At 66.6% G+C, this 14,847-nt stretch carries 14 protein-coding genes; 5 read left to right on the forward strand and 9 right to left on the reverse strand.

Annotated elements, in window-relative coordinates; genetic code table 11:
* Positions 1–32: 32 nt before the first annotated feature.
* Complete coding sequence (locus FQS62_RS07100; protein ID WP_180839121.1) at positions 33–812, forward strand: DUF4349 domain-containing protein; 780 nt, start codon at positions 33–35, stop codon at positions 810–812.
* 31 nt (positions 813–843) lie between these two features.
* On the opposite strand, the gene FQS62_RS07105 is transcribed toward FQS62_RS07100, so the two are convergent.
* Positions 844–1,137 carry a hypothetical protein gene (locus tag FQS62_RS07105; protein ID WP_005408721.1) on the reverse strand — a complete coding sequence of 98 codons (294 nt, stop codon included), beginning with the start codon at positions 1,135–1,137 and terminating at the stop codon, positions 844–846.
* Positions 1,138–1,205: 68 nt separating this feature from the next.
* The gene (locus FQS62_RS07110; protein ID WP_049446637.1) at positions 1,206–2,150 is read right to left on the reverse strand and encodes a LysR substrate-binding domain-containing protein; all 945 of its coding nucleotides are present in this window, start codon (positions 2,148–2,150) and stop codon (positions 1,206–1,208) included.
* Between the two features lie 115 nt (positions 2,151–2,265).
* Here FQS62_RS07110 and FQS62_RS07115 point away from each other — a divergent pair, with 115 nt between their 5' ends.
* Complete coding sequence (locus FQS62_RS07115) at positions 2,266–3,138, forward strand: DMT family transporter (protein WP_049446635.1); 873 nt, start codon at positions 2,266–2,268, stop codon at positions 3,136–3,138.
* Here FQS62_RS07115 and FQS62_RS07120 read toward each other — a convergent pair.
* Together FQS62_RS07120 and FQS62_RS07125 are read right to left on the reverse strand one after the other, a co-directional pair.
* Positions 3,126–3,422 (reverse strand): hypothetical protein, encoded by a 297-nt coding sequence (locus FQS62_RS07120; protein ID WP_208043607.1) that lies wholly within the window; start codon positions 3,420–3,422, stop codon positions 3,126–3,128. The genes FQS62_RS07115 and FQS62_RS07120 overlap by 13 nt on opposite strands.
* 291 nt (positions 3,423–3,713) lie before the next feature.
* A complete protein-coding gene (locus FQS62_RS07125; RefSeq protein WP_208043608.1) occupies positions 3,714–4,616 on the reverse strand; it encodes a peptidylprolyl isomerase in 903 nt (300 codons plus the stop codon).
* Between the two features lie 136 nt (positions 4,617–4,752).
* On the opposite strand from FQS62_RS07125, the gene FQS62_RS07130 reads away from it, so the two are divergent.
* On the forward strand, positions 4,753–5,118 hold the full coding sequence (locus FQS62_RS07130) for a PadR family transcriptional regulator (RefSeq protein WP_004150914.1): 366 nt from the start codon (positions 4,753–4,755) through the stop codon (positions 5,116–5,118).
* Positions 5,115–6,104: a sensor domain-containing protein gene (locus FQS62_RS07135; RefSeq protein ID WP_088480704.1), complete on the forward strand. Its 990-nt coding sequence runs from the start codon at positions 5,115–5,117 to the stop codon at positions 6,102–6,104. The genes FQS62_RS07130 and FQS62_RS07135 overlap by 4 nt, the downstream gene beginning before the upstream one ends.
* Positions 6,105–6,225: 121 nt before the next feature.
* Here the strand turns inward: FQS62_RS07135 and phaZ are convergent, their stop codons facing one another.
* Together phaZ and FQS62_RS07145 are read right to left on the reverse strand one after the other, a co-directional pair.
* The gene (phaZ, locus tag FQS62_RS07140; protein ID WP_049445361.1) at positions 6,226–7,533 is read right to left on the reverse strand and encodes a polyhydroxyalkanoate depolymerase; all 1,308 of its coding nucleotides are present in this window, start codon (positions 7,531–7,533) and stop codon (positions 6,226–6,228) included.
* 93 nt (positions 7,534–7,626) lie between these two features.
* Positions 7,627–8,217 (reverse strand): class I SAM-dependent DNA methyltransferase, encoded by a 591-nt coding sequence (locus tag FQS62_RS07145; protein ID WP_049445359.1) that lies wholly within the window; start codon positions 8,215–8,217, stop codon positions 7,627–7,629.
* 147 nt (positions 8,218–8,364) lie between these two features.
* Here FQS62_RS07145 and FQS62_RS07150 point away from each other — a divergent pair, with 147 nt between their 5' ends.
* On the forward strand, positions 8,365–8,820 hold the full coding sequence (locus FQS62_RS07150; RefSeq protein WP_208043609.1) for a CopD family protein: 456 nt from the start codon (positions 8,365–8,367) through the stop codon (positions 8,818–8,820).
* 312 nt (positions 8,821–9,132) lie between these two features.
* Here FQS62_RS07150 and FQS62_RS07155 read toward each other — a convergent pair whose 3' ends face one another.
* From FQS62_RS07155 to dnaE, 3 genes are all read right to left on the reverse strand, one after another.
* Complete coding sequence (locus tag FQS62_RS07155; RefSeq protein WP_054171326.1) at positions 9,133–10,092, reverse strand: acetyl-CoA carboxylase carboxyltransferase subunit alpha; 960 nt, start codon at positions 10,090–10,092, stop codon at positions 9,133–9,135.
* Between the two features lie 113 nt (positions 10,093–10,205).
* Positions 10,206–11,075: a hypothetical protein gene (locus tag FQS62_RS07160; protein WP_049445357.1), complete on the reverse strand. Its 870-nt coding sequence runs from the start codon at positions 11,073–11,075 to the stop codon at positions 10,206–10,208.
* Positions 11,076–11,131: 56 nt separating this feature from the next.
* Positions 11,132–14,725: a DNA polymerase III subunit alpha gene (gene dnaE, locus FQS62_RS07165; protein WP_088480706.1), complete on the reverse strand. Its 3,594-nt coding sequence runs from the start codon at positions 14,723–14,725 to the stop codon at positions 11,132–11,134.
* Positions 14,726–14,847 lie beyond the last annotated feature (122 nt).

Consider the following 14,847-nt stretch of genomic DNA (forward strand, 5'->3'; position numbering starts at 1 on the left):
GGCCGGTGCGTACGTGGGCGCGCGTGGCAGCGATGCCGGTATTGCTGCTGGCGCTGGCAGCCTGTGCAAAAAATGGTGAGCGCGCGGCCGATGCGGGCGCCACTGCCGCCGAAGCTGCTGTTGCTTCACCGGAAGGCGCATTCCTCGCCTACGAACACGACGTGCAGGTGCAGCTGGAAGCGGGAGAGATCGCACCGCGCATCCAGCAGGTGGCACAGGCCTGCCAGAGCGCGAAGTTCGGTGACTGTGCGGTGCTGCAGGTCGACCAGCGCAGTGGCGAGCAGCCCAGTGGCGAGGTCAAGGTGCGGATTGCACCGAAGGGCACCGAGCCGTTGATCGCGTTGGCCGGTGAAGGGGGCAAGCTGCAGTCACGCAATACGCGCGCCGAGGACCTCGCTCAGGCGGTGGCCGATACGGCACTGACCAAGGCACGGCTGGAGAAGGAGCACGCGCGGCTGCTGTCCTACCAGGATCGCAAGGACCTGAAGATCGAGGACCTGATGGCGATCACCACGCGCCTGTCCGAGATCGAAGCCGGCGTCGAACAGGCCAACAAGGATTCAGCGCAGCAACGTCGACGCATCGATACCCAGCTGGTGACGATCCATTTCGACACCACCTCGGGCCAACGCAGCCGCAGCGAAATCGGTGAGGCGCTGAGCGAGTCGGGCAGCATCCTCAGCACCAGCGTGGCGTTCCTGATCCGCGCGGTTGCCGCGCTGCTGCCGGTGGCGGTGCTGGCCTTGTTCGCGGCCTGGGGTGTGCGGGCGTGGTGGCGTCGCCGCCGTCGCAAGCTACCGCCCAACCTCTGAGGTGAAGGCTGATGCCGGTAGCCTGCCGGCATCAGCCCTCGTCAGTCTCGTACTCGACGAACACGTCCAACTCCAGCGCGAGTTCCTGCACCGCGTCGCGCACCTTCTGCGCGGTGCTTTCATTGCCCACTTCCACTTCCAGCTCATGGATGCCCGGGCCGATGTCATCGGACAGCCCAGCCGAGCTGGAATCGTCGTCGTCCATGTGCGGCATCAGGTCGTCGGTTTCCTCGACATGCTCGATGCCCTCCAGGCCGAGCAGCAGGTCGCTGATGGCACGGGCGTCGTCTTCAGTTCCGGTGATGCGCAGTCGCAGCATGGCCATGGCGTAGGTACGTTGTGGAGTTGCCTTCAGCCTAGCCAGCGCCGGGCAAAGAACGGGTGAGGGTGCAGTCAGGCGCGTGTGGCCGGGCGCCCGAGCAGGCTGTCCGGCAATGCGGGAATCGGTGTGCGTTCGTCCTGCGCCTGCTCCAGCAGCCAGTCGATGAACAGGCGTGCGGCGGGGCTGGGCGGTTGTCCTTCGGCATGCACCACGTGATACGCATAGCGCGCCTTCAGCGCCGGGCCGGGCAGGCGCACCACTTCGTAGCGTTGCATATAGGGCTGGGCGATGTGGGTGCGCGCCAGCACCGCGCCCATGCCATACACCGCTGCACGCATCGCATCGGTGCTGTCGGCGAAGGTGTGCATCGGTGGCAGCGGCGACGGCGGGCGCACGCCCGCGTGGCGGAACCAGTCGCGCCAGCCCTGCGGTGACAGATCGGTCAGCAGCGGCAGGTCGGCGATGCGCGCCGGATCGACCAGCGTTTCGACCCCGGCCAGTGCCGGCGAGGCGACCGGGAACAGGTAGTCATCCATCAGGTGCTGCGCACGCAGGCCGGGCCATTGGCCCAGGCCATAGCGGATTCCCACTTCCGGGCCGTTGTCGTCATAGCGATCCAGCCCGCTGCCGGTATGCAGCTCGATGCGGATGTGCGGGTAGGCCTGGGTGAAGCGCGGCAGCCGTGGCAGCAGCCAGCAGTATGAGAGCGAGCGTAGCGTAGTGACCCGCAACGGCACGCTGTCGGCATCAGGCTGCAGGTGATGGGCGACGGCCGCGACATCGGTGAAGGCAGCGCTGGCGGCATCGGCCAGCTGCCGGCCCTCGGCGGTCAGGCGCACGCCACGGGCGTGGCGCAGGAACAGGCGAACTTCCAGCACTTCTTCCAGACGGCGCACATGGTGGCTGACCGCGCTGGCGGTCAGGTGCAGCTCCTGCGCGGCCTGGGCGAAATTCTGGTGGCGCGCCGCGACCGCGAACACGGCCAGTGCGGGTAGCAGGGAAGGGCGTAGCAGCATGTCGAGCCTCAAACCATATTTGTGGCTGGCAGCGATACTACGCGCTTGTGCGGCGGGCGTCTGCGCCTGATCCTATCCGTCTTGGCGAGGAATTGACGATGTACGGAGGCAAGGCATGAATGCGGTCCCACAGGCGGCCGAGCGCGACTGGCGCACACCGCTGGAATTGACCCTGCTGGGCGCCATCTGGGGCTGCTCGTTCCTGTTCATGCGGGTGGCGGTGCCGTCGTTCGGCCCGTTCGCGCTGGTCGAGGTGCGACTGGTGCTGGGCGCGCTGGTGTTGCTGCCGTTCCTGTGGCGCGCCCGCGCGCAGTTCCCGCCGCGGCGCTGGCTGTGGCTGGCACCGATCGGCCTGATCAACTCGGCGTTGCCGTTCGTGCTGTTTGCTTATGCCGCCGAACAGGCGCCGGCCGCGATCGGTGCGATCTGCAATGCGATGACCGTGCTGTTCGCCGCGCTGATCGCGTTCCTGTTCTTCGGTGAAAAGATCGGCATGCGCCGAGCCGGTGCGCTGCTGGTCGGCTTTGCCGGCGTGGTGGTGCTGGCCACGGCCAAGGTCTCCGGCCTGAGCATCGGCACCGCGGTGCTGGCTGGTGCGGCGGCTTCGCTGCTGTACGGCCTGGGCGTGAACCTGGTGAAGCGGCACATGACCGGCCTGCCCTCGGCGGCTGCGGCTGCGGCAACGCTGTCGTGTGCCTCGCTGTGGATGCTGCCGATGGCGGTGAGTCACTGGCCGCAGGCGGCGATTCCGGGCAAGGCGTGGGGCGCGGCGATTGCCCTGGGCGTGGCCTGCACTGGGTTGGCGTTCCTGATGTTCTACCGCCTGATCGGCCGCATCGGCCCGTCACGTGCGTCGACGGTGACGTACCTGATTCCGCTGTTCGGCGCGGCGTTCGCGTGGTTGTTCCTGGGCGAGCCGGTGACGCTGCAGATGCTGATTGCCGGTGCGTTGATTCTGGGTAGCGTGGCGGTGAGTCAGAAGGGCTGAGGCGTTGGCGTTTTGCGCGTGGCGCGTGCTGAAGGTGCTTCATTGTTCATGGGCGTCACTTTCTTTGCTCGTGCAAAGAAAGTAACCAAAGAAACACGCCGCCAGGTCGCGAGCCGGTGCTGCGCACCGGTACCCTGCGCTCCTCGGCCCGTCGAGGGACGGCGCGGGAACTCGCTGCGCTCAGACACCCGCGCCTCTTCGCCCTCGCCGGACCTGCGGTGCTCGGCTCGCTCAAGGCGGACCCAGATCAAATGCCACAGCTGCACCCAGTAGATCCACACCATGCGTGGATGCTCTTGCTGTTGATCTTGACCTTCCAGTCCGCCTTGAGCGAGCCGAGCACCATAGGGGAATCAGGGGCGAAGAGGCGCCGATGTCCTGTAGAGCCGACTGTTAGTCGGCTGCCTTCTGCACACCGTCCCTCGACGGGCCGGGGAGCACAGGACACCGATGCGCAGCATCGGCTCGCGACCTGGCGGCGCGTTTCTTTTGGTTACTTTTCTTTTCGCGCGAAAAGAAAAGTGACGCCCATGAACAATGAAGCGCCTTCAGCACGTGCCACGCGCAGGAAACCATCACCGCACCGGCACCGGAATATTGCAGAGATCGATATGCCCCGCCGGGCGCTTGTAGAAATCATCCACGCGATTGCGACGTGCCTCCACCGTATCGGCAAAGGTCTTCGAGTCGGTACGCAGTACCTGGATCGGCGTGCGCTCGGCCACCGGCACATCACTGGCACGGCGGATCGACACGATCGGCGTACGCAGCTTCGGGTCGGTGTAGAAGCCCATCGGCGCCGGGCCGCGCGGCGTCGCGCTGAGCAGTTCCATGCCCTTCAGCACGCGGCCGACCAGGGTGATGTTGCGGTCCAGCTGGCGCGGTGACTGGCCGGTCACCACATAGAGTTCGGCGCCGATGCTGCTGTCTTCCTCGTTGCTGCGGCCGGCGCCGAGCATGCCGTAGCAGTGCGCCAGCCAGGCCTTGCCGGCCTGCGGGTCCTGGCCGACCGGGAAGCCGTCGACGAAACCGGTCTGTGCCGCCCAGCCGTCGCGATCCGGCAGCACGCTCACCTTCAGGCCGGCGCTGGCACGTTCGAACTCGGCCGGCAGCTTGCGCGCGGCACTGCCGAACGGCTTGGCCTTGGCTGCGTCATCGGCGTCGGCATCGCCGAACTGCACCACGAAGTTGTCCTGCGAACGGTAGATGCTGGTGCCGTCCCAGAAGTGCTCGTGGGCGAAGGTCTGGATGTTGGCGACATGGCGCGGGGCGAACTGCGGCGCCAGCTCGATGATCACCCGCCCCGCCGGCAGGTCCATGTACAGCAGGGTGGCCGGGTCCGGGGTGCGCCAGTCGCTGGCGGCCGAAGCGTCCAGGATCTGCTGCGGGCTGCGGTAAGGCGAGGCCGCGCTGGCCATGGCGGGCAACAGGCAGGCCAGGGCGAGGGCGGTCAGGGCAAGGCGACGACGGTGCGGCATGGGAACCCCGGAACATGAACGAGGCTTCGATTCTGCGCGAGCGGCCTGGTCTCGCCAACCGGCACGATGACTAACGACACATTCGCTATACCGAACTTCGCACTACTGTGGACTTCAACGTAGTGGAGGGCCGGTCATGTCCGAGGACGATGTCCACCTGAAGAAGTTCCAGAAGGAGCTCAGCGCCGGAACGGTGTCGCTGGCCCTGCTGGCGGTGCTGGCCCGGGCCGGGGAGCCGCTGTACGGCTACCTCATTGCCAAGGAGCTGGAGCGGGTGGGCGAGGGCGTGCTGAGCGGCAAGCAGAGCGCGCTGTACCCGGTGCTGCGCAACCTGGAGGGCGCTGGGCTGCTGGAAAGCCATGTGGAGCCGTCCAGCAGCGGGCCGCCGCGGCGCTACTACCGCATCAATGAACGTGGCCGCGAGGTGCTGGCGCAGTGGCGCCAGGCCTGGCAGGCCACCCGCGATTCCGTCGATTCCGTGTTGGAGGGGGTACCGCAATGAACGACCCGAGCCTGGCAGGCCGAGCCCTGCCCACGACCATCCCGCAGTACCTGGCGCAGCTGCGCGCGGCGCTGGAAGGTGCCGACCCGGCGATGGTGCAGGACGCGCTGTACGACGCCGAGGAGTACCTGCGTTCGGAGCTGGCGGCGCAGCCCGGCCGCAGCGAGGCCGAGGTGATCGCCGACGTTGCCGGCAGCTATGGCGCGCCGGACGAAGTGGCCGAGATCTACCGCGAGACCGAAGTGACGGTGAACCGCGCGCTGCGTACGCCGCGTGCGGATACCGCACCGGTGCTGCGTGCGGCGGCCGAAGCCAGTGGCGTCGAGCCAGCTGCACCGCTGCCGGTGCCGGTGCAGCGCTCGCTGCTGGCGCGCTTCTTCGGCGTGGTGACCGATCCGCACACCTATGGCGCGCTGTTCTACATGCTGCTGTCGCTGGCCACCGGCATCTTCTTCTTCACCTGGGTGGTCACCGGCCTGTCGCTGTCACTGGGCCTGCTGATCCTGATCGTCGGCATTCCCTTGACCGTGCTGTTCTTCGGCTCGGTGCGCGGGCTGGCGCTGCTGGAAGGACGGCTGGTGGAAGCGCTGCTGGGTGAACGCATGCCGCGCCGCCCGCGTTACACCGACCGCAGCCGCACGTGGCTGCAGCGCATCGGCGACATGTTCACCGATGGCCGCACCTGGCTGACCCTGCTGTACTTCGTGCTGATGCTGCCGCTGGGCGTCATCTACTTCACCCTCGCGGTGACGTTGCTGTCGCTGTCGCTGAGCCTGATCTGGGCACCGGTTGCGGCCATCTTCAGTGGCGACATCCCCGGCATCTACATCAACGACGTGAATGTGCTGCCGATGGCGGCCTCGCCGCTGGTGGCGATCGTGGTTGCTGCTGTCGGCGCGTTGTTGCTGCTGCTGACGATGCATCTGGCACGCGGCATCGGCAAGCTGCATGGGCTGATCGCCAAGAACCTGCTGGTGCGGTTGTAAGCGGAAATCCACGCTTTGGTGGGCTTCGCTTTGGCAGGTGCCAACCTTGGTTGGCACCATCCATCAGATACCGGGATTCATGGTAGAGCGCCAACCAAGGTCGGCACCCACCAGAGGCGAGTTACCCCGCCTTTCGGCGCAACGGGGTGACGTTGCTCTTCTTCTTCGCGGCCTTCGCCGCCGGTGCTTCGGCATGCGCGGCGAAGAAGTCGCGCACCTTCGGGTACACCACTTCGCGCCAGCGACGGCCGCTGAAGATGCCGTAGTGGCCCGCGCCTTCGACGATGAAATGCTCGCGGCGGTCAGCGTCGATGCCGGTGCACAGCGCCTGCGCGGCTTCGGTCTGGCCGAGGCCGGCGATATCGTCCAGCTCGCCTTCGATGCTGAGCAGCGCGGTATCGCGGATCGCCGACGGATCGACCTTCTCGCCGTTGACCACCCACTCGCCACGCGGCAGCAGGAAGTCCTGGAACACCACGGAAATCGTATCCAGGTAGTACTTGGCCGGCATGTCCAGCACCGCGTTGTACTCGTCGTAGAAACGACGGTGCGCGTCGGCGTCTTCCAGGTCGCCCTTGACCAGGTCGGTGTAGAAATCCCAGTGCGAGCTGAAGTGGCGGCTGGGGTTCATCGACAGGAAGCCGGCGTGCTGCAGGAAGCCCGGATACACGCGACGGCCGGCGCCGGGATAGCTGGCCGGCACAGTGTGGATGACGTTGTTCTCGAACCACGACAGCGGGTTCTGCGTGGCCAGGTTGTTCACTGCGGTCGGGCTGCAGCGCGCATCGATCGGGCCACCCATCATCACCAGCGTGCGCGGCGTCGGCTCGCCACGGCTGGCCATCAGCGAAACCGCAGCCAGTACCGGTACGGTCGGCTGGCACACGCTTACCACGTGCAGGCGCTCCACGCCGAGGTGGCGGATGAATTCCTGGATGTAGGCGATGTAGTCGTCCAGGCCGAATTCGCCTTCGCTGGCCGGCACCATGCGCGCATCCACCCAGTCGGTGACGTACACGCGGTGGTCGCGCAGCAGCGTGCGCACGGTATCGCGCAGCAGCGTGGCGTGGTGGCCGGACAGCGGCGCCACCACCAGCACGAACGGCTGGTTGAGCATGGTGTGCAGCTGGTCGGCTTCATTGCTGTGGCGCTTGAAGCGCAGCAGCTTGCAGAACGGCTTGCTTACTTCCTCGTGCACGACGATCGGCACGCGTTCGCCATCGACGTCGATTTCGTTGATGCCCCACTCGGGCTTCTCGTAATCCTTGCCGATGCGGTGGAAGAGTTCATTGACCGCCGCCAGGCGATCAGCGCCGGGCATCTGCGACCACCAGTGGCCCTGGTTGGCGAAGAACCTGGCGTTGGCCTGGGCCTGGTGCACCCAGGGGGCGAGCAGGTTGCGGGTCAGTTCGTGCAGTTGATAGAGCATGACGACCGAATATGTATGGTCATATGTTGCCGCGCAGCATATCCCATCCGGGTGTCCCGCAGGTTAAGTTCGCTGAAAATAATGAATCCGGATTCACATCCGTTCCAGAGCCGCCGTATCGCCTGCCAGAGCGGGGCCGAGCCAGCAGTGTGACCCTACCGGCTGCAGGCCCTGCCGGGCCAGCGTGCGGCGGTACCAGCGCGCTGGGCGGGCCTGGAAGCCGTCGTGGTCGCCCTCGAACGCATCCTCGGCGGCGAAGGTCTCCAGGAAGGCCACGCCGCCGGTCAGCTCGGCCACGCCGGCCAGTCCTGCACGCAGCTCGCGGTCGGGCACGTAGTGCATCACGTCCGAGCAGATCAGCAGGTCGACCGGGGCACAGGGCCGCAGCCAGGCGAAATCGCCGAAGCGGGCCATGTGCAGGTTGCGGGTCCTGCCGTAGCGGCGCACAGCGTACTCGCTGCTGTCGAAGCCGAGGTATTCGACCTTCGGACGCAGCTTCAGCAGGGGCGCGCGCCAGGCGCCTTCACCGCAGCCGATGTCCAGCACACTGCGGATCGGCCGCTCCAGGTAGTACTCGGCACTGGCCACGGCCAAGGCGACCTTTCGCGCCAGGCGGGCGCTGCCGCCGATGTCGGCACGGCGGTACCAGCGTTGGAAGTAGGCGGCGTCGTAGGTCTTGTCCATGGGCGGTGCGCGATCGGGAAAACGGCGCCTATCGTACGGTGTTGCGACGCGCCATGCGTCGATGTGTCGCGGCGTGCGTGCCTGCAGCGGCTTCGCCACGGCATGCGAGAATGGCCGCCAACCTACGCCAGCCGCCGGAGCGAGCGCATGCAGAGCTACTACTGGGTCAAGACCTTCCACATCGTGTTCGTGGTGGCGTGGATGGCCACGGTGTTCTATCTGCCGCGTATCCTGGTGAACCTGGCCGAGACTGCAGGCCAGCCGGCGGTGACCGAGCGCCTGCAGCTGATGGGCCTGCGCCTGTACCGCTTCGGCCACTCGATGTTCGGGCTGGCATTCCTGCTCGGTCTGGTGCTGTGGCTGGGCTACAGGGTCATCCCCGATTTCCCGACCATGGTCGCGCCCGGCGGCGCCGGCTGGCTGCACGCCAAGCTGGGGCTGGTGATGCTGCTGTTGGTGTACTTCGGCTGGATCGGCCGCCTGCTCAAGGGCGTGGCCAAGGGCAGGGCGCTGCCGTCGTCGCGCGCGCTGCGCTGGATCAACGAGATCCCGCTGCTGGCCTTCATTCCGATCGTGTGGCTGGTGCTGGCCAAGCCGTTCTGAGATCCCGCTATCCGTAGAGCCATGCTTGGCTCTACGGGTTCGCGTGATTCTTCGCCAAAGCAGAGGCATCCACGCGTGGCGAGGATCTACTGGGGGCAGCTGTGGCTTTTGATGTTCAGGTCCGCCATGAGCGAGCCGAGCATCGCAGGTGAAACAGGGGCGAAGAGGCGCCGATGTCTGAGCGCAGCGAGTTCGGCGCGTCCCCTGATTCACCGAGAAGCGCAGGGAACCGGTGCATGGCACCGGCTCGCGTTCGGCGGCGTGTTCTTTGGTTACTTTCTTGCACGAGCAAGAAAGTAACAAGCCGATGAATCAGGCCGCTTCGTACGTGCCGTAGCTGCGCAGGCGGGTATAGCGCTGTTCCAGCAGCTGTTCGGTGGACAGCTTGTCCAGCGCGTCCAGTTCGTTCAGCAGCACCGCTTTCAGGCGCTTGGCCATCTGCGTCGGGTTGCGGTGGGCGCCGCCGGTCGGCTCGCGCACGACCTTGTCGACCAGGCCCAGGCTCTTCAGGCGCGGGGCGGTCAGGCCCAGCTGTTCGGCGGCGTCCTTGGCCTTGCCGGCGTCCTTCCACAGGATCGAGGCGCAGCCTTCCGGGGTGATGGTCGAATACACCGAGTACTCCAGCATCACGGTGCGGTCGCCCACGCCCAGCGCCAACGCGCCGCCGGAGCCGCCCTCACCGATCACGGTGCAGATGATCGGCACCTTCAGCTCGGCCATCTCGATCAGGTTGCGCGCGATCGCTTCGGACTGGCCGCGCGATTCGGCGTCGATGCCCGGCCAGGCGCCGGCGGTGTCGATCAGGGTCAGCACCGGCAGGCCGAAGCGCTCGGCCATCTTCATCAGGCGCAGCGCCTTGCGGTAGCCCTCCGGCTTGGGCATGCCGAAGTTGCGCTTGATCTTTTCCTTGGTGTCGCGGCCCTTCTGGTGGCCGATCACCATCACTGCACGGCCGTTGATGCGGGCCAGGCCACCCATGATCGCCTTGTCGTCGGCGAAGGCACGGTCGCCGGCCAGCTCCTGGAACTCATCGAACATGACGCGGAGGTAGTCGGCGGTGTACGGACGCGACGGGTGACGGGCCAGCTGCAGCACCTGCCACGAGGTCAGGTTGCGGAAGATCTGCGCGGTGCGCATGCGCAGCTTGTCCTGCAGCGCGTGCACTTCCGCCTCGACATTGACCGCCGGCCCGGCACTGGCGTTGCGCAGTTCCTGGATCTTGGCTTCCAGGTCGGCGATGGGTTGCTCGAAGTCGAGGTAGTTCGGATTCATAGGAAGCCGTCGTGTAAAGAAGAGGGGAATTCTAGCCGAATGCGTGCAAACCACCCGTACGCCTTCGTCTGGAAGGCGACGGTAGCGCAGCCGGGCGGGGCGTGCCAGTCAGCTCAGGGCACCACCAGCGCGCTGCGGCCCATCAGCTGGCTGCGCTGGGAAACGAAGTCGTTGTAGGCTTCGTTGGCTTCACGTCCCAGCCCGCTGCCCAGGGTGGCGGTGGCCGAGGTGAAGGCCATCTGCGCGGCGAAGTCCTGCTTGCGCAGAGCCTTCTGTTCATCGGCGGTGGTCGCCTTCAGCCAGCGCGCATAGACCTCGCGCAGCGGCGCGGCATGCGCCTCGAAGGCCGGCACCAGCGCCGGCAGGCTGGCCGGGGCCGGTTCCAGGCTGAACGCCGGGGCCACGTAGCCGGCCGGCTGCTCGCGCTTGAACGCGCCGGGCTCGCCCATGCCTTCTTCCACGTAAGCGATGAAGTCCGGCGCGGTGAACACCTTGGCCACGATCTGGCCACCGCTGGCGTCGACGTGGGCCACCACCTTTTCCTTCGGGAAGGGTTCGCGCACGCCGTAGGTCCAGGTCTTGTCGATGAACAGTTCGTGGCTCTTCTCGAACGGGCCTTCGAAGTCGACACCGCCCAGCTCGATGCCGGCCTTGCCGGTGCCGAAGTTCTTCAGCTTGCTCTCGTCGGTGACATAGATCTCGCGGGCGATCACGTACTCGCTCAGGGTCGGGTTGATCAGGCCGCCACGACCGTCCACGTAGACGATGAAGCGCACGTCGCCGAGCTTGTCGGTGTGCAGGCGATGCTCGCCCACGGCCAGCGAGATCGGGCGCGAGCCCTGTGCGGCGACCGGCAGGTCCTTGCCATCGATGCTCAGGGCCAGCGGCGCATCGGTCGGGTTGTCGATCTGGAACTCGACCTTCGAGGGCGAGCAGGCGGCCAGGGCCAGCGCGGCGGCGAACGGGAACAGCAGGGTCTTCATTGGCAATCGTCCTTGATGACTGGAACGGGAAATACAGGAATACGGAGGAGCCGACCTCAGCTGGCCCACGGCGGGCTGTAGCGCACCTTCAGTGTGCGCACGGCGGGATCGGCGCGCAGTGCCTCCATCAGCTTGGAATCGATGCGCACCGCGCTCTGCCCGGACACATCGAGCATGCCGGCGACGCCGCCGTGCGGACCCTTCAGCAGCAGGTCCAGGCGCAGCGGCGTGCGCCCCGGGCGATGGCGGTCAAGCAGGGCATCGATGCGCTCCCAGACCGGGCGCTGCTGGCGCAGGTCCAGGCGCAGCGACAGGCGCGTGGCGTAGTTGGCGCAGACTTCGTCGAAGTCCCAGCACTGGCGGATGCGCAGCGCGAAGCCGCCGTTGAATTCGTCCTCACGCAGGCCACCCTTGACCACCAGGATGCGGTCCTTGGTCATGAGGTGGCCGAACTCGGCCATCGCGTCGGAAAACGCGCTGCACTCGACGCGACCACGGCCGTCCTCGAGCTGGATGAAGATCTGGCTCTCGCCCTTGCGGCGCACGCCGACCACCTGGCCGGCCAGCACGGTCTGCACTTCCGGGCGCCAGCGCTTCTCGCCACCACCACCGCCGCCACCGCTGTTGGCGCTCCAGATCTTCTCCACCGAGCCCAGGTCGTTGCCGACCAGGTCGCGCACATCGTCGCGCCAGGGATCGAACGGGTGTCCGCTGAGGTAGAAGCCCAGTGTGTCGCGCTCGCCGTTCAGGCGCTGCAGCAGCGGCCATTCCTCGGCTTCGGGCAGGTCCAGCTGGATCGAAACGGTGCTCGGATCGGGGCCGCCGAACAGCGAGTTCTGGCCCGACGCACGTTCGCGCGCCATCTGGTCGGTAGCCTTGATCACCTCCGGCAGCTGCAGCATCAGCGAGGCACGGTTGCGGCCGAGCTCGTCCAGCGCACCACAGTTGATCATCGCTTCCAGCGTGCGCCGGTTGAGCTTGGCCGAGCCGACGCGGGTGCAGAAGTCGAGCAGGTCCTTGAACGGGCCGCCCTTCAACCGCTCTTCGACCACCGCCTCGCAGGCCCCCTGGCCAACGCCCTTGATCGCACCGAGGCCGTACTGGATGGTGTCCGGCGTCACCGCTTCGAACATGAAGGCGGAGTGGTTCACCTTGGGCGGCAGCACGGTCAGGCCGAGGTTGCGCACCTCATCCAGGAAGCCGACCACCTTCTCGGTGTTGTCCAGGTCCGAGGACAGCGTGGCCGCCATGAACTCGGCCGGGTAATGGCGCTTCAACCACGCGGTCTGGTAGCTGACCAGCGCGTAGGCGGCGGCGTGCGACTTGTTGAAGCCGTAGCCGGCGAACTTCTCCATCAGGTCGAAGATCGCGTCGGCCTTGGCCTCGTCCACGCCGTCCTTGGCCGCGCCTTCGCGGAAGATCTCGCGGTGCTTGGCCATTTCGGCCGGCACCTTCTTGCCCATCGCGCGGCGCAGCAGGTCGGCGCCGCCCAGCGAGTAGCCGCCGACGATCTGCGCCATCTGCATCACCTGCTCCTGGTACACCATGATGCCGTAGGTGTCCTTCAGGATGGCTTCGGTGCGCGGGTCGGGATAGATGATTTCTTCCTGGCCGTGCTTACGCGCGTTGAACGAAGGAATCAGGTCCATCGGGCCGGGGCGGTACAGCGACACCAGTGCGATCAGGTCTTCGAAACGGTCGGGGCGCGCGTCCTTCAGCAGGCGGCGCATGCCCGAGGATTCGAACTGGAACACCGCGCCGGTATTGCCGTTGGCGAAGATGTCCTTGTAGGTGGGCGTGTCGTCCAGCGGAATCGCGGCGATGTCCACCGGCGGAATGCCGGCGCGCTCATGGCGCTTGTTGATTGCCTTCACCGCCCAGTCGATGATGGTCAGCGTGCGCAGGCCGAGGAAGTCGAACTTCACCAGGCCCACTTCTTCCACGTCGTTCTTGTCGAACTGGGTGACCGGGTTCTTGCCCAGGCCGTTCTCGTCGTGTTCGGCGTAGAGCGGGCAGAACTCGCTCAGCGGCTCGGGCCCGATCACCACGCCACCGGCGTGCTTGCCGGCGTTGCGGGTCAGGTCTTCCAGCTGCAGCGCCAGGTCGATCAGGTCGCGGACATCGTCCTCGGTCTCGTAACGCTGGATCAGTTCGGCCGAGGCCATTTCCGAGCTCGGGCCTTCCTTGCCCTTGCCCAGCGCATCCTTCAGGTGGATGCCGAGGATGTTCGGGATCAGCTTGGAAACACCGTCGACCAGGCCGTACGGGAAGCCGAGCACGCGGCCGGAGTCGCGCACCACCGCCTTGGCGGCCATGGTGCCGTAGGTGATGATCTGGCTGACGCGCTCGCGCCCGTACTTGCGCGCGACATAGTCGATCACCTCGTCGCGGCGGTCCATGCAGAAGTCGATGTCGAAGTCGGGCATCGACACGCGTTCCGGGTTCAGGAAGCGCTCGAACAGCAGGTTGTACGGCAGCGGGTCCAGGTCGGTGATCTTCAGCGCCCACGCCACCAGCGAACCGGCACCCGAACCACGGCCGGGACCGATCGGAATGCCCTGGTTCTTGCCCCACTGGATGAAGTCGGCAACGATCAGGAAGTAGCCCGGGAAGCCCATCTTGATGATGGTATTGAGCTCGAACTCCAGGCGTTCGAAGTACTCCTCGCGGGTCTTGCCCGGCGCCAGCGGATTCTTCTCCAGGCGCTCTTCCAGGCCGTCGCGCGACATCTTCTGGATCCAGGTGTCCAGGGTCTCGTCGTCGGGCACCGGGTAGTTGGGCAGGAAGTAGGTGCCCAGCCGCATCTCGATGTTGCAGCGCTCGGCCAGCGCCAGCGTGTTGTCGATCGCATCGGGGATGTCGGCGAACAGCGCACACATCTCCTCGGCCGACTTCAGGTACTGCTGGTCGCTGTACTCGCGCGGGCGCTTGGGGTCGTCCAGTACGCGGCCGGTGGAAATGCACACGCGCGCTTCATGCGCGTCGAAATCCGACGGCGACAGGAAGCGCACGTCATTGCTGGCCACCACCGGCAGGCCACGCTGGCCGGCGGCCATCAGCGCGAACTGGTTGAACGTTTCCTCGCCCTCGCGGCCGGTGCGGGTCAGCTCCAGGTGCAGGCCATCGCCGAACACGCGCTGCCAGTCGGCCAGCTGCTGCTCGGCCAGTTCATGCTTGCCGTCCAGCGCCAGGCGCCCGGCCAGACTCTGCCGCCCGGCCAATGCGAACAGGTTGGCGTTGCCGGCCTTCAGCCAGTCCGGGTGCACGGCCACGCCGCCCTCGGGGCGATGGCCCTCCATCCAGGCGCGTGTCAGCAGCCGGGACAGGCTCAGGTAGCCCTCGCGGTCGCGGCACAGCAGCGTCATCCGCCACGGGTCCTGGCCCTCTTCGGCGATCAGCACGTCGGCGCCGGCGATCGGCTTGATGCCTACGCCTTCGGCGGCCTTGTAGAACTTGACCAGCGCGAACAGGTTGTTGAGGTCGGTCACCGCCAGCGCGGGCAGCCCGAGCTCGACCGAGCGCGACAGCAGGTTGGCCTGCTTGGCCTTCTTCGGGTCCGCCTGGTCCGGTTTGGCCGGCACACGGATGGTGGAGTCCGCCAGCGAGAACTCGGTGTGGACGTGGAGATGTACGAAGCGGGAGTTGGACATGCCGGACCAGGTTGGAGCGCGCGGGCCCCGGGTGCTGACGGGGAAATCGTCGCCGGGGTCGGGAAGCGCTGGAGTGCCCGGTCAGGGTAGCGAGGGCAGGGGGTTGCGACAAGGCTTGACAG

It is taken from the genome of Stenotrophomonas sp. SBJS02 (assembly GCF_020428325.2).
GTDB classification, from domain to species: domain Bacteria; phylum Pseudomonadota; class Gammaproteobacteria; order Xanthomonadales; family Xanthomonadaceae; genus Stenotrophomonas; species Stenotrophomonas africana.